Annotated in this window: 18 protein-coding genes; 3 read left to right on the top strand and 15 right to left on the bottom strand. The window is 61.6% G+C overall.

Annotation, left to right across the window (positions count from 1 at the left end):
• Window positions 1-26: 26 nt before the first annotated feature.
• The 4 genes from G365_RS23280 to G365_RS0118560 all read right to left on the bottom strand — a co-directional run bounded on the left by G365_RS23280 (window position 27) and on the right by G365_RS0118560 (window position 2,728).
• Window positions 27-1,088, bottom strand: a complete 1,062-nt coding sequence (locus tag G365_RS23280; protein ID WP_019647046.1) for an EF-hand domain-containing protein — start codon at window positions 1,086-1,088, stop codon at window positions 27-29.
• Window positions 1,089-1,242: 154 nt separating this feature from the next.
• Entirely contained in the window at window positions 1,243-1,695 is a 453-nt protein-coding gene (locus G365_RS0118570; protein ID WP_019647045.1) for a periplasmic heavy metal sensor, read from the bottom strand.
• Window positions 1,692-2,168 carry a hypothetical protein gene (locus tag G365_RS0118565; RefSeq protein WP_019647044.1) on the bottom strand — a complete coding sequence of 159 codons (477 nt, stop codon included), beginning with the start codon at window positions 2,166-2,168 and terminating at the stop codon, window positions 1,692-1,694. The genes G365_RS0118570 and G365_RS0118565 overlap by 4 nt, the downstream gene beginning before the upstream one ends.
• Window positions 2,165-2,728 (bottom strand): RNA polymerase sigma factor, encoded by a 564-nt coding sequence (locus tag G365_RS0118560; RefSeq protein ID WP_019647043.1) that lies wholly within the window; start codon window positions 2,726-2,728, stop codon window positions 2,165-2,167. Before G365_RS0118560 ends, G365_RS0118565 begins: the two co-directional genes overlap by 4 nt.
• 199 nt (window positions 2,729-2,927) lie before the next feature.
• Here G365_RS0118560 and msrB point away from each other — a divergent pair, with 199 nt between their 5' ends.
• Both msrB and msrA read left to right on the top strand, forming a co-directional pair.
• Complete coding sequence (gene msrB / locus G365_RS0118555) at window positions 2,928-3,380, top strand: peptide-methionine (R)-S-oxide reductase MsrB (RefSeq protein ID WP_019647042.1); 453 nt, start codon at window positions 2,928-2,930, stop codon at window positions 3,378-3,380.
• Window positions 3,377-3,895, top strand: a complete 519-nt coding sequence (gene msrA, locus G365_RS0118550; RefSeq protein ID WP_245554782.1) for a peptide-methionine (S)-S-oxide reductase MsrA — start codon at window positions 3,377-3,379, stop codon at window positions 3,893-3,895. Before msrB ends, msrA begins: the two co-directional genes overlap by 4 nt.
• A gap of 2 nt (window positions 3,896-3,897) precedes the next feature.
• Here the strand turns inward: msrA and G365_RS0118545 are convergent, their stop codons facing one another.
• The 5 genes from G365_RS0118545 to G365_RS0118525 form a co-directional block, all read right to left on the bottom strand.
• Entirely contained in the window at window positions 3,898-7,815 is a 3,918-nt protein-coding gene (locus G365_RS0118545) for a response regulator (RefSeq protein ID WP_019647040.1), read from the bottom strand.
• A complete protein-coding gene (locus tag G365_RS0118540; protein ID WP_019647039.1) occupies window positions 7,815-8,984 on the bottom strand; it encodes an FIST signal transduction protein in 1,170 nt (389 codons plus the stop codon). Before G365_RS0118540 ends, G365_RS0118545 begins: the two co-directional genes overlap by 1 nt.
• 25 nt (window positions 8,985-9,009) lie before the next feature.
• Window positions 9,010-10,137, bottom strand: coding sequence for a response regulator (locus G365_RS0118535; RefSeq protein ID WP_019647038.1), 1,128 nt, complete (start codon window positions 10,135-10,137; stop codon window positions 9,010-9,012).
• Window positions 10,138-10,564: 427 nt separating this feature from the next.
• On the bottom strand, window positions 10,565-11,059 hold the full coding sequence (locus G365_RS0118530) for a DUF4347 domain-containing protein (RefSeq protein ID WP_169545198.1): 495 nt from the start codon (window positions 11,057-11,059) through the stop codon (window positions 10,565-10,567).
• Window positions 11,060-11,215: 156 nt separating this feature from the next.
• Window positions 11,216-12,004 carry a response regulator transcription factor gene (locus G365_RS0118525; protein ID WP_019647036.1) on the bottom strand — a complete coding sequence of 263 codons (789 nt, stop codon included), beginning with the start codon at window positions 12,002-12,004 and terminating at the stop codon, window positions 11,216-11,218.
• A 242-nt stretch (window positions 12,005-12,246) separates the two neighbouring features.
• Here G365_RS0118525 and G365_RS0118520 point away from each other — a divergent pair, with 242 nt between their 5' ends.
• Window positions 12,247-14,271, top strand: a complete 2,025-nt coding sequence (locus G365_RS0118520) for a sensor histidine kinase (protein ID WP_019647035.1) — start codon at window positions 12,247-12,249, stop codon at window positions 14,269-14,271.
• Here the strand turns inward: G365_RS0118520 and G365_RS22355 are convergent.
• The 6 genes from G365_RS22355 to G365_RS0118490 form a co-directional block, all read right to left on the bottom strand.
• Entirely contained in the window at window positions 14,268-14,678 is a 411-nt protein-coding gene (locus G365_RS22355; RefSeq protein ID WP_019647034.1) for a DUF1850 domain-containing protein, read from the bottom strand. The two genes, G365_RS0118520 and G365_RS22355, sit on opposite strands and share 4 nt — an antisense overlap.
• 47 nt (window positions 14,679-14,725) lie before the next feature.
• Complete coding sequence (locus G365_RS0118510; RefSeq protein ID WP_019647033.1) at window positions 14,726-16,807, bottom strand: TRAP transporter permease; 2,082 nt, start codon at window positions 16,805-16,807, stop codon at window positions 14,726-14,728.
• 84 nt (window positions 16,808-16,891) lie between these two features.
• Entirely contained in the window at window positions 16,892-17,848 is a 957-nt protein-coding gene (locus G365_RS0118505) for a TAXI family TRAP transporter solute-binding subunit (protein WP_019647032.1), read from the bottom strand.
• A gap of 191 nt (window positions 17,849-18,039) precedes the next feature.
• Window positions 18,040-19,407 carry an aspartate aminotransferase family protein gene (locus G365_RS0118500; RefSeq protein ID WP_019647031.1) on the bottom strand — a complete coding sequence of 456 codons (1,368 nt, stop codon included), beginning with the start codon at window positions 19,405-19,407 and terminating at the stop codon, window positions 18,040-18,042.
• 350 nt (window positions 19,408-19,757) lie between these two features.
• Window positions 19,758-21,062, bottom strand: a complete 1,305-nt coding sequence (gabT, locus tag G365_RS0118495; protein ID WP_019647030.1) for a 4-aminobutyrate--2-oxoglutarate transaminase — start codon at window positions 21,060-21,062, stop codon at window positions 19,758-19,760.
• A 109-nt stretch (window positions 21,063-21,171) separates the two neighbouring features.
• Window positions 21,172-22,134, bottom strand: a 963-nt coding sequence (locus tag G365_RS0118490) for an NAD-dependent succinate-semialdehyde dehydrogenase (RefSeq protein WP_019647029.1), incomplete at its 5' end; no start/stop codon positions are given.

The raw sequence follows: 22,134 nt of genomic DNA, 5'->3' as shown, positions 1-22,134 counted from the left end.
AGGACAATGTCCGGAGTTTCTATATTTTATGCGCGGACGTCATAGAGCCGACCGGTCATCGCCGTCTTCAGGAAGGACATGGCATTGGTGTCGCCGCCGCCCAGAGTCTGAAGCAGCGACAGCAGCCGTGATGCGACAGAGTCCGTCGCTGATGAAGAGCTGGCGGCGGCTGTCGCTGAAGAGGCCGACGCGGCAGCCGCTTCGGTCGTGGTTTCAGTGCTACCGTCGGAATAGGTGATGACGGTCACGGTCTGCGACCCTGTCGTGGTGCTGGTGCGGCTGATTTCCGTTTTTTCTTCGGAGCTACCGCCGCCACTGCCGCCACCGCCGCCAGCCGGGGGCGGACCACCGGCACCACCGGCCTGAGCCATGGCGGTGGTGAACTGCTCTTCATTCAGGCCAGAGGTATTGCTTCCGGCCAGAGTGTCGAACAGGGTTCCGGCGTCTTCTTCACTGACACCGTCGGGGCGCCCGGCAACGAATTCCTCTTTGGTCAGAATGCCGTCGCTGTCCGCATCAAGGTTTGAAAACATCTCCGACGGATCCGGTCGCCCGCCAGGTCCTTCCGGGCGGTTGCTGGCCATGGCGTTGACGAACTGATCAGCAGACAGGCCAGACGTGTTGGTCCCTGCAAGCTGTTCATAGAAGGCTTGAGCCTGCTCTTCGCTTACATCATCGGGGCGTCCGGCGACAAACTCTTCTTCCGTCAGTGTCCCGTCACCGTTGGCATCAAGCTTGGAAAACAGGTCTGCGGGATCAGGCTTGCCTTGCGGCCCTCTGGCCCCTTGCATACCGGTTGCGGATGCAGTCTGGATCTGCTGATCCAGCTCATCCATCGCCTGCCGGATCAGATCAGCGTCATCCTGCGACAGGGTGCCGTTACTGACTGCGGTGGTCAGTTTGTCTTCCAGCGCATCGCGGAAGGACTGGGGCTGGGTCTGCTGCTGCCCGGTGGAGATCAGGGCGGCCAGAGCCGAGGCGTCTGTCTCCTGTTGCCGCGTCCGCCGTGCGGACACAGAGCCGGTCCGGAGGTCGCCGGACAGCAGAGATGTTCTCAGGTCTGAGGTTGAGAGTGATGATACCGACATGGCGATCTCCCTGACTGCCGGATAGAAACGCGGGCTTCAGGGATTGAACGCGGCTCAGGGGGCTTTCCTGCGGGGGTATCTTAAAAAAATGTACGATTTTCTGTTTTTAATTGGATAAAGCTTTCATTCTTCCTGCGGTTGCAGGAGGGGGACATCAACGTGGAGGGGGGCCGTCCTGCTCTCCCGGTCCACGGGGCTTGCCGGGGCCGCGGGGAGGGCGGAATTCAGACAGCTTTTTCCGGCCTTCGGCTGACAGGCGCGGTACGACCTCAAGGATGACGTCGCTCATCGCGGTCTGCCGCTGCCGGAGTTCTGCTTCAGCGGCCCGGAAGGCATCCGCATTGAAGGGGTCTGCCGCCAGCGTCTGCCTCAGCCGCTGAAACTGCTCCTCATGGCGTTCTTTGGTCAGCAGTGTGCTGTAGGTGGCGATGGCCTGCCGCATGATGCGGGCATCCTCGGGGGGAAGGGTCTCGGCCATTTCCTCCAGCATTCTGCCGGGCGGCGGCGGGGGCGGCGGGTCTTTCAGGAAATGGGTGGCGATAGCAGCCCCAAGGAAGGCGTTACAGCCCAGCGAGGCGATCAGGGCCCAGGTCGAGATTTTGGTCATTGCACATCCAGCGGCGAATAAGGGGTAGCCATCGCGATCTGTTCGAGGGCAGTACCGGAGGAAGCTGTGGTCAGGGTGATGCTGCGGGCGGTCAGGCTGCCAAGCAGGGCAGCAACAAGAACGACGGACGCCAGTCGCAGGCCCCACGGCGCTACGGGATCGGGCAGATCAAACCAACGGCGGAGTCTGTCTGCGATCTGTACGGTCAGGGGCGGTACAGCCTGTTTCAGGGGCGGCGAGGCAATGGAGGCAAAAACCGCTGCTTTCACCCGATCTAAGGCGGCGGTATCCAGCATGTCTACCGGGTCCGCACTTTGCAGCAGGCGTTCCATCATCTGTTCACGGGTCAGAAGATCCCGGGCCTTTTCTGAGCTGGCAAGCAGGGCTTCTGCCTGTGTCCGCTCTGCAGCGGGCCAGCGGGCCAGAGTGCAGCCCCAGAGATCAAGGCATTCCAGAAGCCGATCCTCAGTCATAACACATCTCCCAATCGGTTCAGGCCGCGCTTGGTGAAGAAGGTCCGCAGCGCCCGCCGTCCCCGTACCAGCAGAGACTCCAGTGCCGAAACAGACATTTCTAAACTGTCCGCAGCTTCCTGACCGGAAACATTTCCAAAATAACATAAAGCAAGGGCCGCCCGCTGCCGTTCCGGCAGGCTTTCCAACGCTTCCTGCACCAATCCCCGGGCCTGCTCACCGGAATACTGCTGGAGACCATCCGGGGATGGATCTTCAGGTTCGGCGATTTCGTCAAGCGGGGCCATTGGGGCACGCCGCTTACGATCCAGACACAGGTTCAGAACAATCCGGTACAGCCAGGTGCTGAACCGGGCCCCGCCGGAAGGATCCCAGCGTCCGGCATGGCGCCAGACGCGCAGAAAAGCTTCCTGCACTATATCTTCCGCATCCTGCCGGGTTCCGGTCATGCGGATGGCAAGTGCCAGCGCACGCGGTCCATGCCGGTCCATCAGGGTGCTGAATGCCCCATGATCACCGTTGGCTACGGCGGCCAGAAGGGCGGTATCGTCCGTGGTCACAGTGGTGTTGGATCCCGGTGTCGTTCTGTATGACTGTTATACGGGGGCTGCCGGGGTTTCCTGCGCGGAAAATCCATCAATGGTCCGTCTGGCCCAGGGGTGTCTCTATTTGTCTGCCACACTGATCTGTGACTAGACGCGACCGCCGCTCCGTCCCATCTTCAGGGCAGAGAAGATCCGGCAACAGCCAGCGGAGCCGATGATGGTGTCTTACCGTAAAACCGATGATGCCCTGAAAGCCCTGACCCCGGAGCAATATAGGGTAACCCAGCAGAACGGTACGGAATATCCCGGTACCGGAGCGTATCTGCATACCAAGGAACCGGGCCTGTATGTTGATGTGGTTTCCGGTGAGCCCCTCTTTCTGTCCGGTGACAAGTTTGATTCCGGCTGTGGCTGGCCCAGCTTTGTCCGCCCGGTGATTCCGGTCGCCGTGCAGGAGCTGACCGATACCAGCCATGGCATGGTGCGGGTTGAGGTCCGCTCGGCGCATGCTGACAGCCATCTGGGGCATGTGTTTGACGATGGCCCCCCGGACCGTGGTGGGCTGCGGTACTGCATCAATTCCGCCGCGCTGCGTTTTGTGCCGCGCCACCGGATGGCAGAAGAAGGCTATGGCGCATACCTTGATGCGGTTGAGGAGAATGGATGATGGACCGACGCCCTGAAGGACTGGAGCGGGCAATACTGGCGGGGGGCTGCTTCTGGGGAATGCAGGATCTGATCCGCCGTCTGCCCGGGGTCCGTGAAACCCGGGTCGGATACAGTGGCGGTGATGTCGCGGATGCGACCTACCGCAATCATGGCACCCATGCCGAGGCGGTGGATATCTGGTTTGATCCGCAGGCCTTATCGTACAGGAGACTGCTGGAGGTCTTTTTCCAGATCCATGATCCCAGCACCCTGAACCGTCAGGGCAATGATATCGGTCTGTCGTACCGCTCTGCCATTTATGTGCTGTCAGAACAGCAGCGTCAGGTGGCGTTGCAGACGATTGCCGATATTGATGCCTGCGGGCTGTGGCCGGGGCCGGTGGTGACAGAAGTCGCGGAGGCGGGGCCGTTCTGGGAGGCGGAACCGGAGCATCAGGATTACCTGATCCGCTACCCCAACGGATATACCTGCCACTTCCCCCGTCCCGGCTGGGTCCTGCCCGGAAGCCGCTAAGGTCAGGGGCAGGCCGGTGCCTGTTCTGCCAGGGCCTCCTGTATGCTTTTCAGGGTTTCTGCGGCGTCCTCGAAGTCAAAGCTGGCGGCCTGCCGGGCAAGGATCCGGGCCTGCCGGGCGAAAACGGTGCCTTCCAGCAGGTCCTGCAGGTCTCCCGCCAGATCTTCTGCCGCAGGATCACCGTCTGCCAGCACCGTGGCAAGGGTCTCCAGCCGCTGCGGCAGGTCGTCCGGCACTGTGGTCGCCGGGGTGGCCGATGCCGTGGCGGGCCCGGACCGGGAGGCGTCCGGGCTGGGCAGGGTGGCGATTCCCTGAACCACTTCTGACAGGGCTTCTGTCAGCAGGTCTGTCAGAACGATGATATCGCCACGGTGTATGGTCTGATCCTTGCCGGTGGCGGTTTCCAGATCCCCGGCGATGGCGGCGATCCGCTGTGCGCCGAGGGTGGACGCCGTGCCGCGCAGGGTATGGGCCAGCCCGGCCATGGCAGCCCAGTCCTCTTTCTCCACCAGTTGCCGCCATGTCAGGGCCTCGCAGCCATGCCCGACCGCAAAGTCCCGCAGCAGCCGGTGCAGCAGGGCGGCATTTCCGTTCAGATTCCGGAGCGCGACATCCAGAGCAATACCGGGCAGGTGAGCCCGCTGCAGCACCGTTTCTGCCGCCGGAGGCTGACGGGTGGCCCCGGATGCGTAGACTTTTGCCATGACAGGGGGAGCCGTCGGCTGTGCCGGAGTTCCCGTTGCGGTCTGTGGGCGCCACCGCAGAAGGGTTTTCCGCAGGGCCTGCGGGTCAATCGGTTTGGAAATATGATCGTTCATGCCGGCGTCAAGGCAGCGGTCACGGTCGCTGGCCATCGCATGGGCGGTCATGGCGATCACCGGCAGATGATCCAGCCCCGGCAGGGTCCGCAGGGTCCGGGCGGCGGTGTATCCGTCCATCACCGGCATCTGTACATCCATCAGAACAAGATCAAAGTCCGGGCTTTGTTTCAGGCGTTCAACCGCCTCCAGCCCGTTGTCGCAGACGGTCACGACCGCGCCCATACCCTGAAGCAGTTCCGTTGCGACCATCTGGTTAATGGCATTGTCTTCGGCCAGCAGCAGGCGCAGCCCGCGCAGCGAGGTATCAGGAGGGCAGTCCTGCTCTGTCTGGGGCTGGGGGCTGACCGGGGTGGCAGACCCCAGCGCCTCCATCACCGCATCAAACATGCCTGACGGAGTGATCGGCTTTTCCAGAATCGCACTGACCGGCAGGCCCTGTAGGTCAGCCAGCAGCCCGTCGACACCATAGGCGGTGGTCATGATCACCGGCATGCTGTGACCGGCCTGCCGGATCGCCCGCAGCAGATCGGTGCCGCTCATCTCCGGCATCCGCCAGTCAATCACCGCCAGATCGAACGGCGGAATGCCGTTCTGTCCGCTGGCAGCCAGTTCTTTCAGGGCCAGTGGCCCGCTGGCGGCGGTACTGGTGTTGATGGTGCTGCGTTCCAGCAGATCTTTCAGGATCGAGCGGACGGCGAGGCTGTCATCAACCACCAGTGCCCGGAAGCTGCCGGGATGCAGGCCTGCGACCGGCAGACTCCGGTCGTTGCGTCCGGCCCCCTGTTCGGCGGTCAGGCTCAGGGTGACGGTAAAGGTCGATCCCTCGCCCTGTACGCTGGCGGCGCTGATGCTGCCGCCCATCAGGTCCACCAGTTGCCGCGAGATTGCCAGCCCCAGCCCGGTGCCGCCAAACCGCCGCGTGGTGGAGGTATCGGCCTGTGTAAAGGGGCGGAACAGACCGGACACCTGCTCCGGGGTCATGCCGATACCGCTGTCGCTGACGGAAATGGTCAGCGGAACGGTTTTGTCTGCGGTCATACCGTCACTGGCAAAGCGCAGCAGGATTTCGCCCTGCTCGGTGAACTTGACGGCATTGCCCAGCAGGTTGAGCAGAACCTGTGACAGGCGCAGCGGATCCCCCATCAGGCGCTGGGGGACCGTTTCCGCCAGATCAATCACCAGTTCCAGATCTTTTTCCCGCAGACGGGGTTGCAGGACAACGGTCACATCGTGGATCAACTGATTCAGCTCGAACGGGACCTGTTCCAGCGTCAGTTTTCCGGCTTCGATTTTAGAGAAGTCGAGAATGTCGTTGATCACCCCCAGCAGGGTCCGCGATGCCCCCTGAATCTTATCCAGATAGTCACGCTGCCGGGTATTCAGGTCGGTACGGGCCAGCAGATGACTCAGGCCGATCACCGCGTTCATCGGGGTGCGGATCTCGTGACTCATATTGGCGAGAAAGTCGCTTTTGGCGCGGTTGGCTTTGTCTGCGTCTTCCTTGGCGGCGGTCAGTTCCGCCAGAATGCGTTTGCTTTCCGAGACGTCCTTGTGGATTCCGGTGACCCGCAGGGGGATACCGTGATCATCCCGGTCAATCACCTTGCCGGAACTGAGGATCCAGACCCAGTGTCCGTCCCGGTGGCGCATGCGGAATTCGCGCTCGAAGATCTCCGTCTCCCCGTCGAAGTGCCGGGTCAGACTGTCCAGAACATCCGTCAGGTCCTCCGGATGGATCAACGCGCCCCAGGTGGCCCCGCTGTTCTCCAGATCTTGCGGCTGGTAGCCGAGCATGGATTTCCAAAGATCGCTGAGAAAGGCATAATCGGTCTTGGGATTCCAGTCCCACAGACCGGTGTTTGAGGCTTCAAGGGCGATTTTCAGGCGCTGCTCGCTGTGCTCCATCGCCTCCAGAATCCGCTTCCGTTCGGTGATGTCCTGAAACACCCCGACAGAGCCGATGATCCTGCCGTCCTCACGCAGGGGAACCGTGACCAGAGAAACCGGGAAGCTGGCCCCATCGCGGCGGGTAAACCATTCATCATCGCTGCGGTAGGTCTCTCCGTTGCTGACGGCGAGGGTGGACTGGCATTCACTGATTGGCAGGGGGCTGCCGTCGGCCCGCTGGCTGTGAACCGCATCGTGCAGTCTGATCTGGCGCAGATCGCGCAGGGACCAGCCGAGCAGCCGTTCCGCCTCCGGATTCAGGAAGGTGCAGTATCCCTCCTCGTTCAGGCAATACACCCCTTCGCCCATCGAGTTGGTGATCCCCTGCAGGAAGCGGCGGTTCTGTCGTAACTGCTCTTCCATCCGCTTCTGATGGCTGATATCGGTGCGGATGGCGATGTATTGGCCGGGGATGCCATTTTCGATATTCAAGGGAACAATCGTGGCTTCCACCCAATAGAGAGAGCCTTCTTTCGAGCGGTTGCAGATCTGCCCGTTCCACACCTGCCCGGCCCGGATGGTGCTCCACAGGTCGGCAAAAAACTCTTTCTGATGGGTGCCGGAATTGACGACTGCATGGGTATGCCCCAGCAGCTCTTCGCGGGTGAAGCCACTGATTTCACAGAAGCGGTCGTTGGCGTAGATGATTTTACCGGCGGTATCGGTAATGCTGACGATGGCATGCTGATCGAGGGCAAATTTCTGCTGTTCAAGCGCTTCGCGGACCGCCCGCCGCTGGTCCACCAGCTGGGCGACCCGTCTGGCCAGAACGGCGACGGACTGGCCGTCGTCATCTTCAGCAGTACTGCCGCCGGGGCCGGCTTCTTCCTCCACCAGGGCGGCGGCTGTCACCTGCAACGCTTTCAGGGCATGGCGCTGGGCGGCGGCATCATCCCGCAGGCGCTGATTCATCTGCACCAGTTCCTGCGACGACAGTTCCAGACTGCGGCTGCGCAGGTCCAGATCGCGGTCGGACTGATGATAGGCCTGCGATATCCTGTCAAACAGCGGACGAAGCCCGTTGACCAGTGCCTGTGCCGCCGGATCGAGCCTGTCTGCCTGCGACTCCAGATCCGTCAGCGCGGCAGACAGATCATCCTGAGTCTTCAGGCCAAGGCTGCGTTTGATCTGCGACAGGAACAGGCGGTGCATCAGGGGCGGGCCTCCGTCAGCAGGGCGATGGTCATGGTCTGGTTATGCAGGCGGCAGGCGGTGCCGTCGGCGGTATCCCGCTGCGGGTTGATCTCTCCGTAGGAATAAAAACCGGCCACGGTGTGGTGCCCGCCAAGGGCCTCGGTCACCACCTCGATCTCTTCATCGACGCGGTCGCCCATCACCAGTTTCCGACCGACACAGCTGACCAGCAGGGCAAGGCCGTCCTGCGGGGCTTCCGCTGATCCTGCCGGATCAGACAGCACCTGTGTCGCTGCCCGCTCTGCGCCCAGAACCAGCGCATCGGTGCTGGCGTGCATCATCCGCAGGTAATGCCCCGGGGTGACGGCCCCGGCCAGAATCAGGCTGCCTGCCTCCGGGTCAATGCCCAGAATGGTCCGGATCAGTCCTTCCGATGTGGTGTCGGACCGGATCATCTCGAAGGGGAACAGCAGTCCGGAAGCCGGGAGCCCCTCAGCATGGTCCCCCAGATAGCGGCGGTAAATTTCCAGCGCCGGTTCATCATCGAGAGTATAGAGAATATTTCCTTCGGCGCGGGTGATCTGCCGCAGGGGACCGAACGGCTGCCAGCCGCCGTAAGAGCCGGTCTGCACCGTCAGTGCGTCCCCATAAAGGCCGAGGGCAACCACATCGGAGTCGGTGACCCCGGACGGCCCGATCACCACCGTATGCCGGAAGGCCCCGTCATCGCCCGCCAGCCCGCCGGACACCGGGACCGCTGCCCCGAAGTGACCGGTGATGCCTTCGATCAGGGCAGTGCCGTTGATGTCGGTGCCCCGCCCGAACAGCAGGATTGCCGCCGGTGCGTCTGTTCCCAGTTGTTCCGCCAGTGCCGTTCCGGCCCGGAAGGAGTCGGCAAGACCGGGTAACGGGGCTGAGACAAGGCGGGCGGTGGTGCTGGTAAAGGAGATGGCGGTGATGACCATGCCAAGATCGCTGACGCCTTCAGCGCTGATTTCCCCGGCGGTGGAGCAGCCGGTGATGATCGCATCCGGCACTGCGGCGCGCAGGGGATCAAGGGCACCAGGGATGGTCAGATGAGTGACCGAGGCAAAGACCAGCACCAGATCAGGCGACAGAGCCTGAAGGGCGGACAGATCGGTTTGCGGCTGCAACGGGCCGGACAGGGTGATCTGGGTGCAGCGCATGGGGCTGTCCTTGTAAAAGAGGGCCTTAACGGAAGTCGTCGATCGGCGACCAGTGTTCGTCGTCGTCTGCGTACCGCTGGGCGATTTCGCGGAACTGTTCCTGCAGGGTCAGGAAGGCATCGATGATGGCCGGATCAAAATGGGTGCCGCTGCCTTCACGGATCATCGCAACGGCCTTTTCGTGCGGAAACGGCGGCTTGTAGACCCGTCGGCTGATCAGGGCATCATAGACGTCGGCAACAGCCATCAAGCGTGCCGACAGGGGAATATCCCGCCCGGAAAGCCCGTGGGGATAGCCGCTGCCATCCCATTTTTCATGATGATAGTGTGAGATTTCAACCGCATAGCGGAGGAAGTCACTGGGGCTGCCAGCCTGTTCTTCCAGCGCTGCGGTCAGCGCCTGTTGCCCCAGTTCCGCATGGCGCTTCATCACCTCCATCTCTTCGGTATCAAGACGGCCGGGTTTCAGAAGGATCGCGTCGGGGATACCGACTTTGCCGATATCATGCAGGGGGGCTGATTTAAACAGCAGGTCAATCGCGGTATCATCAAGTTCGGCGCTGAAGTCGGGGTGGTGGCGCAGATGCTCGGCCAGAGCCCGCACATAATACTGTGTGCGTTTAATGTGGTTTCCGGTTTCGTTGTCCCGGGTTTCCGCCAGGGATGCCAGGGCGCGGATGGTGATATCCTGCGTCTGCTCCAGTTCCCGGGTCCGTGCGCGGATCCGCTCTTCCAGCTTCAGATTATGGTCCTGCAGGGCGCTGCGGGCGTGTTTCAGTGCCAGTTGAGTCCGAACCCGGGCCTGCACCACCGGCAGGGAAATCGGCTTGGTGATATAGTCGCTGGCCCCGGCCTCAAAGCCGCTTGTCTCGTCGTGGGCCTGCCCCATGGCGCTGATGAAGATAACGGGAATATCCTGCGTGCGCGGGTTGGCTTTCAGGCGACGGCAGACCTCCAGCCCATCCATCCCCGGCATCATCACATCCAGCAGGATCAGATCAGGTAACAGATCGCCGTCACAGCGGGACAGGGCCTGCGGCCCATCTTTCGCGACCACCAGCGCATAATCAGAGCGCAGCAGATCCACCAGAACCTTTACGTTGATCGGTTCGTCATCAACGACAAGAATGCGCGGCCGTTCCGCATCCTGCATGGTTTGCCGCCCCTTTTCCCATATTTCCCCGTTTTGCCCTTGGTGAGACCCGGACAGTTCCGGCCATAATGCGGAGGATGCTACCCCCCGGCAATGAGGCAAGAGAACTATATCCGCACTTCTGATCAGGAAATTCAGAGTCGGGATCGGAGTGGAACTGTTTATGACGGTGAGAAAAGTCAAACCCCCGCTTCCGGGCAGAAAGCGGGGGTTCATGCCCGGCTGAAGGGAAGGGCGGGCAGTGCCAGCCGGGCGTTGCATCCGACGGATTTAGGCAGACATCCCTTGGCACAGGAGTTCCGTCGTTTGCAGGATCAGAATGTCGTTTTACGGCCGATGAAACAACGCACGAGTTGTGACAGGATGTGACGGCATTTGACGAAAATTTTTCTCAAAAGTGTCTAAGCCTGTCCGGGTAGGGCTGCCGTCAGGCAGCAGGGGCGGTTTTCTCCGGATGCAGGGATGACAGAACGGTTCGCGCGTCCGGCAGCAGACGCGGCAGGACCGGGCGTTGCAGGCACAGACTGAGATCGTGGGAGAATTCGTGTCCGACTCCGCTCTGGGGCAGGCCGTTGACCAGAAGGAACAGGCGGGCATCGGCTGTCAGCAACTGCTGCCATTCCGTCAGTTCAGTCTGGTTCTTTCCGATGGCCCGCCTGTCAATGATCTGTCCGCCCAGCCGGATGTATCCGGGACCGCCGTCAAGAATCAGGATCAGGGTCTGTAGCGGGGCACTGTCCCGCAGGTGCTCTGTCAGGTGGCGGAGGGATGTTCCCGACCGGGGCAGAATTGCCATGTCACAGCCGGGGGGCAGGTCGGGCAGAAGCCGCATGGCCTGTGCCAGATCCTCATCGGCAACGACAAGGTTCTGGGGCGGCGCGGCGCCACTGGGCATCGAATATTGTGAAGGAATGTCAGGCACGGTGCGGCGACCATAAAAAAAATCCTCCCGAGCATAAAGTGACGTCGGGATAGATTGCAACTGCCGGTATGTGTCGAGATGTGACGCCATGTGACAAAATGTCACCTGTTACGCGCAGATCCGATCAACCCGCGAGGGTAGCGGCAGGGGATTGGTTCACTGCAGGGGGGCTGTAAACTGATACCCCTTGGTCGGTACCGTCTTCAGGGGCAGATCCTGTCCGACGGCCTGTTCCACTTTCCGGCGCAGGCGGCGGATGGCGGCATCAAGGCTGCGGTCTTCTGTTTCCACCGGATTTTTCCCGATCGCTCCCAGCAGGGCACTGCGGGTTGCGATACCGTCGGCGCTGGCTGGGATGGTCAGAAAGCAGCCGAGAAGCCGCATTTCCTGCGCTGTCAGGCTGACAGACTGGCCGGTGGGCGCCAGCAGGGCCCATTGCTGATGGTCCAGATACCAGCCGTTCTGTGGGGCTGGTCCTGCCGGGGGATAGCTGTCCGCGGATCCGGATGCCTCTGGGGCCGGGTGATCAACTGCACGCAGGCGCAGGGCCAGAGTGGTGATCGCAGCCACCAGTTCCCGCCCGTCGGCAGGTTTGGTGAAATACAGGTCAGCCCCCTGACGGAAGCCCTGAATCCGGTCTTCGGTCCCATCCCGGGCGGTCAGCATGATAATGCCGTGACGGTGGTTGTTGGCTTTCAGATGTTCAACAATGCTGAAGCCGTCCTGATCCGGCAGCCCGACATCCAGAATGGCAATCTCAAAAGGCTGGCTGGCAAGAATCTGGTAGAACGCCAGTGCCGATCCCCCGGTCAGGACCTCGAATCCGGCCAGACTGATCAGATCCGCCAGAGAATCCCGCAGGTCTGTATCATCTTCGATCAGCACCACACGCACCGGGGGAGACAGCGGTGTTGTGGTGAGGGAGGGGGCAGGCCGGGAGTCCATCGTATGTCTACAGTTCATTCAGTCGAAGTGATGGTACAGTGTTCTACCGAGGGTAAAGATGCCGGATAATCTGAGGTTATGCCAAGGGGTATACCCTGTCTTATAGGATTGTGGCAAACGCCGGAATATCGCACAAAAGAGCCGTCGTTCCGGGCGCAGGGCCGGAGCGGTCACTGGGTGGGCTGGAGGTTGGCCGGGTGAGGCATGTGTTGAAAGGTGCCGGAGCGTGCTGGCTGTGGCGCATGACCGTTGCGGTACTGGCCTTGTGGCTGCTGGCCCCGCTGGCCCCGGCCCGGTCGGCGGAACCGCTGACCTTGACGGAAAGCAGAGAAAAGGCCCGCTCCATGGCCGGGTCCTTTTCTCTGCTGCGGGACAGCGGCGGCCTGATGGTGCTGGGGGATGTGATCCGGGCCCGGGAAGCGGGACAGATGGCACCGCTGCCCGGCTTTGTCAGTCTTGGTTTCACCGAAGAGACCATCTGGCTTCACGCCCGTGTCACGTCGTCCGCCTCCCGGCGGATGACCTGGGTGATGGAACTGCGCCCCCCGTTCCTTGACCATGTCCAGCTCTATGTGGGGGAGCCGGGTCAGGGGCCTGACAACTATTCTCTCAGCCGTTTTGGTGACCTTGAGCCACTGACGGGGCGGACCCTGCGGACTGCCAATTTTACGGCGCTGCTGACCCTCAATCCGGGGGAAACCCGCGACCTTTATCTTCGCCTGTCGACATCAGGGGCGATGGTGTTGCGGGGCACGCTTTCGACCATTGAGTCCTTTACGGCTGCCAATACCCGCGAAGACCTGATCATGGGGGGGGTGTATGGCACCTTCGTCCTGATCTTTCTGATGAATCTGATGTACTTCCTGTGGCTGCGGGATAGTTGGCATCTTCTGTATGGTGCCTATGTTGGCTTTTCTGCGACTTCATATCTGTCTCTGTCCGGGTATATGCCGTTTCTGCTGGGGGATGCGGCGGTTCATGTCGTTAACATGAGCTATACCGTGCCGGTGATGCTGTCCTCATTGTTCGGAGGATTGTTCGGGATCGTCTATCTGCGTCTGAAAGAGCAGATGCCGTGGATGTACCGTTTCATCGTTGGCCTGATCATTCTGTATGCGGTGGGGGCAGCCTGTTCAGCGGCGGGCCTCTATCCGGTGGTTGCACCGGTGATTCTGCCGGTGATGATTGTCCACGTTTATGCCAGTGTCGGGGCCGGGATCGTCCTGTACCGGCGGGGCTATCGCCCTGCCGGGGTTTTTGCCGTTGCCTTTGTGCTGCTTGCGCTGGGGGCGGTGATCAACATCTCGCGGACATTGGGGCTGCTTGAGCCATCCCTGCTGGCCGATAACGCCACCCTGATCGGGATGTGTACCCATATGGTGGTGATGAAGCTGGGTCTGGCGATGCGGGTGCGCGATGCCGAGGCGGAACGGGCGCAGGCGCTTGGCGAGCTGGCGGCGCTGGCACGTTCTGCCGAGCAGCGGGCGATCCGTCTGGTCGAGGAACGCACCCATGAACTGGCAATGGCGAAAGAGCAGCTGGAGGCATCGCTGCGGGCCGAGCGGCAGGCGATTGCCGACCAGATCCGTTTTATTGATATGATTTCGCATGAGTACCGGACCCCGGTGTCGGTACTGAACAGCAGCCTTGATACGCTCTCGCTGCGTCTGCCGGGGCAAATCCCGGAAGGAACGCGTGTTCTGGACCGGATGCGCCGCGCGATGCAGCGGCTGACGGAGGTGATTGAGGTTGGCCTGCAGCAGCAGCGGATGGACGGTCATGTCCTGCGCCTGTATCCGGTCAGGACCGATGTGCAGAATCTGGTGATGGAGGTTGTGCAGGGGCTGATCAGCCAGAATCCGGAGCGGGAGATCCGCCTGACCGGAGGGGCCACAGATACGGCGCAGGTGATCGCGGATGAAGAGATGACCGGCACCCTGTTCCGTAATCTGATTGGCAATGCGCTGAAGTACAGCGCCCCGGAAACACCGGTGGACGTCCGGATTGGCCTTGAGGATGGCATGGTGGTCATTGAGGTGGAGGACCGCGGACGCGGAATCCCGGAGCAGGACCTGCCGAAGATTTTTGAGAAATATACCCGGGGCAGTAATACGCAGGGGGTCGCCGGTACCGGGTTCGGTCTGTATATGGCCCGCAAGCTGGTCAATCTACATGGCGGGACCATCCGGATTTTCAGCCAGATCGGTGTCGGCACAACGGTCCGGGTTGGGTTGCCCAGGGCAGAGACCCGTGGACCGTCAGTTTAGCCGCCACGGCAGGGAGACAGAACAAGCGGGCGGGGGTCGTCGGCGAATCTGTGGATCAGGTCCCGCAGAGGCTGACATCCGGTGGCGTCTTCCCGGCACAGGGTGATCGGCCCGGTAAAGTCACTGTCGGGTAAAATCAGGCGATCCACCGGCGGTCGGTCTGCCGCGGAATACTCGATTCCGCCATTGATCACCCGAGCGTCCGGCGGGGGTTCCATGCCTGCTCCAGTCCCTTCAATCCGAACCCGGCCAAGGCGCAGGCCCTGCGGTGTCACTGACCAGTGTTCTTCCCACGGGATCTTTTCCACCGAATGCAGCCAGCGCAGGGTGAACCGTTCCAAAGGGGCAGACTTTACCGGGGTGACAGAGGCCTCACCGGAGAGAGAGGTCTCATACAGGGGGAGCATTGGCCCCCCCTGTATGGCAAGACAGAGGGTCAGGATTGCGCCGACAGTCACGCCGTTGCCCGACGGCGATGCTGCAGGATCTGATAGCCAACAAAGGTGATGACGGAGGCAAAGCCGATTTCGTCGGTCATCGGGATTGAGGCAACCAGACAGAAAGCCGTAGCGGCGGCCCACAGGCGTTCCCACCACTGAAGCCTGACCGACAGATGACCGATCGCGGCCGCACCCCACAGACCGACGGACAGCACGGCTTTGACCACCACATAGGCCACTGCCGGAACAAAGCCGATTGCAGCGGGCAGATCGCCGGTATTCTGCAACATCAGGGCCGGGGTATAGACCGCCATGAAGGGCACCACAAACCCGGCAATGGCGATCCGCATCGCCTGCAATCCGATTTTCATCGCCGATTCTTTGGCGATGGAGGAGGCGGCGAAGGCTGCCAGTGCCACAGGTGGCGTCAGATCGGCCATGATGCCGAAGTAAAACACGAACATATGGCTGACGATCAGCGGGACACCAAGGTTTTCCAGTGCCGGGCCGACAAGGGAGGAGGTGATGATATAATTGGGGATTGTCGGGATGCCCATGCCGAGGATCAGACAGGCCACCATCGTCATCAGCAGTGACAGGAACAGGTTGTTTTCACCGACCGAAACGATGACCCGGGTGAAGTTGGAGGCTGCCCCGGTCAGGGTCATGGTGGCGATGATCACCCCGACCAGCGCACAGGCGATCGCCACCGGCAGGGCATGGCGGGCCCCTTCGGCCAGTGCTTCAACGCACAGCGACAGGGTTTCCTTACCCCCACGGATGAACACCAGTGCCCCGACCAGAACCGCAATCACCCCGAAGACGGCGGTGATACCGAGTTTATAGAAAGCGGAGCTGGCAATGCCGATCACAATCCACAGCAGAATCTTCAGCGTCATCGGCCCCATGGTGGTGGTAATCCGGGACCCGAGAATCAGGATGGCAGTAAAGGCGAGACCGACCGTTCCCGCAAACAGGGGGGTGAACCCGGAGAACAGGAGAACCACTAAAAGGAGAAGCGGGATCAGCAGATGCCAACGCTCCCGCAGGGCCCGCGAAACGCTGGGCAGCGTTGCTTTATCCATCCCCTTCAGGCCAAGGCGTTTTGCCTCAAGGTGAACCATCCAGAAGGCTGTCGCAAAATACAGGATGGCCGGAATGACTGCGGCGCGGACAATCTCGGCGTAACCGACCCCAAGCGTCTCTGCCATGATGAAGGCGACGGCCCCCATCACCGGCGGCATGATCTGCCCGCCCATTGAGGCAGTGGCCTCGACAGCCCCGGCAAAGGCCGCAGTGAAGCCGCTGCGCTTCATCATCGGGATAGTGAACTGACCTGTGGTCACCACGTTGGCCACGCCGGATCCATTGACGGTGCCCATCAGGGCCGAGGAAATGACCGCCACTTTGGCCGGCCCCCCCTGTGAATGGCCGACGGAACCGATCGCCAGATCGTTGAACAGGGAGATAATGCCGGCACGTTCAAGGAAGGCCCCAAAAACAATAAACAGGAAGATGTAGGTCGCTGACACATACGTCGGGATCCCATAAACCCCTTCCGTGCCGAGAAACATCTGGTCAACCACCTGATCAAACCCGTAACCGCGATGATTCAGCGGGGATGGCAGATACTGGCCGAACAGCGCATAGGACAGGAACAGCACACAGATCACCGGCAGCGCGGTGCCAAGGACCCGGCGGGCGGCTTCAAACACCAGTGCCACCACCACGCAGCCGACAATCAGATCGGTGTCGCTGGGTTCCCCGGCCCGGAAGATCAGGTCGCTTTCAAACACCCAGTGGTAAAAGGCGAGGGCAAAACCGGTCAACCCGAGGCCCCAGTCCAGCCAGATCCGCCAGTCGCCCGCTTTGCGGGCCCGGGCGGTCAGGGCGAACACCAGCAGCAGAATGAAGCCGACGTGCAGGGACCGGGCAACGATGGAGGAGACCGGCGCGTAGGCGGCGACATAGATCTGCCAGACAGAGAAGGCGATGGCGATCAGGAACAGAAATTTGCCGGCAAACGATGTCCGTTCACCGAGGCCTGCGTGCAGGACGCCGCCGTCATCAACGGTGTCGGGCGAAGATGCAGTCATAGAGGGTTGTTCCCACAGAAAAGTCAGAAACGCAGCACAGCGCCGGGGATGACAGGCAGCCCCGGCAGACTGATGCCGTCAGGCTCAGCGGGTCATGCTGACGCCTTTTTCCTTCAGGTACTTTTCTGCGCCGGGGTGCAGCGGCAGCGGCATCCCCTTCACGGCGTCAGTCAGGCTCAGTTCCTTGGCCGCGTTGTGGGCGCTGACCAGATCGGCCTGTTTTTCAAACATCAGCTTGGTCATCTCATAGACCAGATCCGCCGACAGGTCGGCCCGGGTGACGAGGAAATTTTTGATGGCGACAGTGTTGGTGTCGGTGGTCACGCCGTCGTAGGTGCCTGCCGGGATTTTGGTGGAAATGTAGACCGGATTGACAATGGCAGCAGCAGTGGCTGCGGGAATTTCAACGACGGTGATGGCGGTGGTGGCCGACAGATCGCGGATTGCCGACACGCCAAGCCCGGCGGAGATAATGGCGGCATCCAGCTGACGGTTTTTCATCAGCTCCACGCTTTCCCCGAAAGCGAGATATTCGGTTTTGCCAAAGTCGGAGTAGCTGAGCTTTCCGGCAGCCAGAATTTCACGGGCATTCAGTTCGGTCCCCGACTTGGCCGGGCCGACGGAAACGCGCTTGCCCTTGAGGTCAGCCAGTGTCTTGATGCCGCTGTCGGCCCGGGCGACGATCTGGATATAGTTGGGGTAAATCCCGGCAATACCACGCAGGTTTTCCAGCTTGGCTTTGAAGCCCGCTTCCGCATCCCCGGCCCATGCCGAAGACAGGGAGTCCCCGAGGGTGAACGCAACTTCGCCGCGCCCTGAGTTCAGCAGGTTCAGGTTTTCCACCGAGGCCTTGGTGGACTGCACGCTGGTACGCACATCTTTGATATTGTCGGCATAGATTTTTGAGAGAGCGACCCCCAGCGGGTAATAGACGCCGGAGGTGCCGCCGGACAGCACGTTGACGAACTGTTCCGCCTGCGCCTGTGTCGCGCCAAGCAGAGATCCGATGGCGACGGCAGCGGCCAGCAGAGATTTTTTCATGAAGGATCCTCCCGGGGATTTTTGATCGTGGACCGGTCGTAGCGCCGGTTTATGCGAAAGGGCTGCGGTGGGCCACAGCCCTTGATGGCTCTGAATAGCCTAACCCCGGTCGCGCGAATGTATACAAAAAAAGCGCCCTGCATGGTTCACATGCAGGGCGCCGGACATCACAGAACGGGGTGGGAAAGAGGTCAGCCGATCCCGGTCAGGGCGGTCATCCGTTCCATCGCACGGTCGAAGCGGGCAAACATATCGTCCAGTTCAGCGTCGGTGATAATCAGCGGCGGGCAGAAGGAGACGATATCCCCGGCCAGAGACCGCAGGATCAGCCCTTCGTCCTGTGCCAGTTCCACCAGTTTGGCGGCCATGGCAGCGGCGGGCGGGAACGATTCTTTGGTGGTCTTATCGGCCACCAGCTCCAGCGCACCGACCAGACCGATGCCGCGGGCGTTGCCGACCAGCGGGTGGGCGGCATAGCGGGTCAGGTGCTTCAGGAAGGTCGGGGAGACGGCGCGGGTGTGACCGAAGATATCCCGTTCTTCATAGATCTTCAGGGTTTCCAGTGCCACTGCCGCCGCCACCGGGTGGGCGGAATAGGTGTAACCATGCCCGAAAGAGCCGATTTCCGCCGAGCCCTTCTTGACCGCCTGATAAACGTCATCAGACACCAGAACCGCTGAAATCGGCAGATAGGCTGACGACAGTGCCTTGGCGCAGGTCAGGATGTCGGGGCGGATATTGTAGGTCTGGCTGCCCCAGGCATTGCCGGTCCGGCCAAAGCCGCAGATGACTTCATCGGCGACCATCAGCACGTCGTATTTTTTCAGTACGGCCTGAATCTTATCGAAATAGGTCGCCGGGGGAATGATCACCCCGCCGGCACCCTGCACCGGCTCGGCGATGAAGGCGGCGACGGTTTCCGGGCCTTCAGCCAGAATCTGGGCTTCCAGTTCAGCGGCAAGGCGGGTGGCGAAGGCTTCTTCGGTTTCGCCCGGCTGGGCATACCGGTAATGATGCGGGCAGCCGGTGCGAACCACCCCTTCGATCGGCAGGTCAAAGGCACGGTGATTGACCGGCAGGCCGGTCAGGCTGGCGGCGGCGACCGTCACGCCGTGATAGGCGCGCTCACGGGCGATGATCTTCTTTTTCTGCGGGCGGCCAAGGATGTTGTTCATGTAGCGAACAATCTTGACCACGGTGTCGTTGGCTTCCGACCCGGAGTTGGCAAAAAATGCCTTGGTCAGTCCGGCCGGGGCCATGCCGATCAGGCGTTCAGCCAGCTCAATCCCCGGCGCGTGGGATTTATGGCCGAACTGATGGAAGAACGGCAGGGCATCCATCTGGCGCAGGGCCGCTTCCCGCAGGCGCGGTTCGGAAAACCCGAGGGAGGTGCACCACAGACCGGCCATCCCTTCAATGTAGTCCTTGCCGTTGATGTCAAAGACCTTCACGCCGTCACCGCGCACGGCGATCATCGGGCCTTTTTCCTCATGGGCAGCCAGATTGGTGTAGGGGTGCAGCACATAGCGGATATCAGCGTCACGCAAAGCGTTCGACATGGGGAGTCTCCTTGGATCTGTCAGGGCAGGTGGGCGCGGCACTTTTAGCAGAAACTGAAAAAGATGGCCGCTCTGAAGGCAGACTATTGCATACCAGATTGCGTAACAGGGGTCTTATCGCAATTTTATATCTGGCCCATAGGCGGTTGGCTTATCCCGCCGCAATCGTCTTTTCTAAAAAAAACGGGTGATCCGTCCGGTCCGTTATCACAGCACCGCGGATCACCCGCAAGGGGACCCCGGCTGCCGACCGGTCCCGGAGAGGACCGGGAAGGGGCAGCCGGAGTGGGAGACACTCACGTCCGTCTCCGAAGGGATACTCAGCAGAAAACGTACTGTAGCGTACTGTGTTACGCCTTGGCGGAGACCAGCTCTTCCAGGGCGGATTCCAGAACGTCCATGCCTTCGTTGACGAGGGCATCGGACGCCACCAGCGGCACCAGGAAGCGGATGACGTTGCCATAGGTGCCGCAGGACAGGATCACCAGACCCTTGGCGGCGCACTTCTGCACCAGCGCCTTGGTCAGGTCGGCATCCGGCTCGCGGGTGTCGCGGTTCTTCAGCAGTTCCACCGCCACCATGCCACCGAGGGCGCGGATTTCACCGATCACCGGGGACAGGGTGTTGCGGTTGGCCATGCCGTTCAGGCGGTCGACCATCAGAGCACCGATGGTGTTGGCGCGGTCACACAGCTTTTCTTCCTCGATGACGTCGAGAACGGCCAGACCAGCGACGCAGCCCAGCGGCGAACCGGCGTAGGTGCCGCCCAGACCACCCGGGTTGCAGGAGTCCATCACCGACTTCTTGCCGACGACGGCAGACAGCGGGAACCCGCCAGCCAGCGACTTGGCAAGGGTCATCATGTCCGGCTCGATACCGGCGTATTCGACGGCGAACATCTTGCCGGTCCGGGCGAAACCGGTCTGGATTTCGTCGATGATCAGCAGAATGCCGTGTTCGTCGCAGATCTTGCGCAGGGCCTGCAGCCATTCAGCCGGGGCGATGTTGAAGCCGCCTTCGCCCTGCACCGGCTCGACGATCATCGCGGCAATACGCTTCGGATCAACGTCGGACTTGAACAGGTTTTCCAGCGCCTTCAGGCTGTCAGCCACCGACACGCCACGGTAAGCGGTCGGGAACGGGGCGTGGTAAATTTCCGCCGGGAACGGACCGAAACCGGCCTTGTACGGCAGCACCTTACCGGTCAGGGCCATGCCCATCAGGGTACGGCCATGGAACGCGCCGTTGAAGGCGATGACGCCGGAGCGGCCGGTGTGCTGGCGGGCAATCTTGACGGCGTTTTCAACCGCTTCGGCACCGGTGGTGACGAACATGGTCTGCTTGGGGGTCGGGCCCGGAACCAGCGCGTTCAGCTTTTCAGCCAGCGCGACATAGCTTTCATACGGGGTAACCTGGAAGCAGGTGTGGCTGAAGTTATCCAGCTGCGCGGCAACGGCAGCCTTGATCTTCGGGTGGTTATGGCCGGTGTTCAGCACGGCGATCCCGCCGGCGAAGTCAATGTAACGCTTCCCTTCGACGTCCCACAGCTCAGCCCCTTCAGCGCGGGCGGTGAACACGGGCAGCATGGTGCCGACGCCGCGCGGAATGGCGGACTCACGACGGGCCTGAAGAGCAGAATTGTTGGACGCGGTCATGGGAAAGGGTTCTCCGCAAAAGATTGGGAAGATCAGAAAGTCATACGGTGTTTTGGGGCCCCGTCCGACCGGTCATTGCCGGACGGGGAAAGGCTGTCAGAGCAGAGCGTTACGCGTTCACGCCGCCCATGCAGAGGTATTTGATCTCGAGGAAGTCATCGAGGCCGTACTTAGAGCCTTCACGGCCGATGCCGGATTCCTTGACGCCGCCGAAGGGGGCGACTTCGGTGGAGATGATGCCTTCGTTGATGCCAACGATGCCGTATTCCAGCCCTTCCGCGACGCGCCAGACGCGGCCGATATCGCGGGAGTAGAAATAGGCGGCCAGTCCGAACGGGGTATCATTGGCCATCTGGATCGCTTCGGCTTCAGTGTGGAAGCGGAACAGCGGGGCCACCGGGCCAAAGATTTCTTCCGAGAAGATCGACATGTCGGCGGTGACGCCGGTCAGGATCGTCGGCTCGAAGAAAGTGCCGCCGAGGGCATGGCGCTTGCCGCCCAGTTCCGGCTTTGCGCCCTTGGCAACCGCTTCAGAGACCAGACGTTCCACCTTGGCGATGGCGTCTTCGTTGATCAGCGGGCCCTGGGTCACCCCGGCCTCAACCCCGTTGCCGACCTTCAGGGCCTTGACGGCCTCGGCCAGCTTGGCGGCGAAGGCATCATAGACCCCGTCCTGCACCAGAATACGGTTGGCGCAGACGCAGGTCTGACCGGCGTTGCGGTACTTTGAGGCAATCGCCCCCTGCACGGCAGCGTCAAGATCGGCGTCATCGAACACGATGAACGGCGCATTGCCGCCCAGTTCCAGCGACACCTTCTTCACCGTACCGGCGCACTGACGCATCAGCAGCTTGCCGACTTCGGTGGAGCCGGTGAACGACAGCTTGCGCACCAGCGGGCTGCCGGTCAGCTCGCCGCCGACTTCCGCACCGTGTTCGCAGGTGACGATGTTGAACACACCCTTGGGGATACCGGCCTGCTCGGCCAGTTCGGCCAGCGCCAGCGCCGACAGCGGGGTGTCTTCCGCCGGTTTCACCACCACGGTGCAGCCCGCCGCCAGCGCCGGGGCGCA

The sequence above is a fragment of the Novispirillum itersonii subsp. itersonii ATCC 12639 genome (assembly GCF_000381985.1).
In the GTDB taxonomy this organism is placed as follows: domain Bacteria; phylum Pseudomonadota; class Alphaproteobacteria; order Rhodospirillales; family Rhodospirillaceae; genus Novispirillum; species Novispirillum itersonii.
Note: the sequence above shows the minus strand (reverse complement) of the source record. Positions and strands in the feature narration are given on the sequence as shown.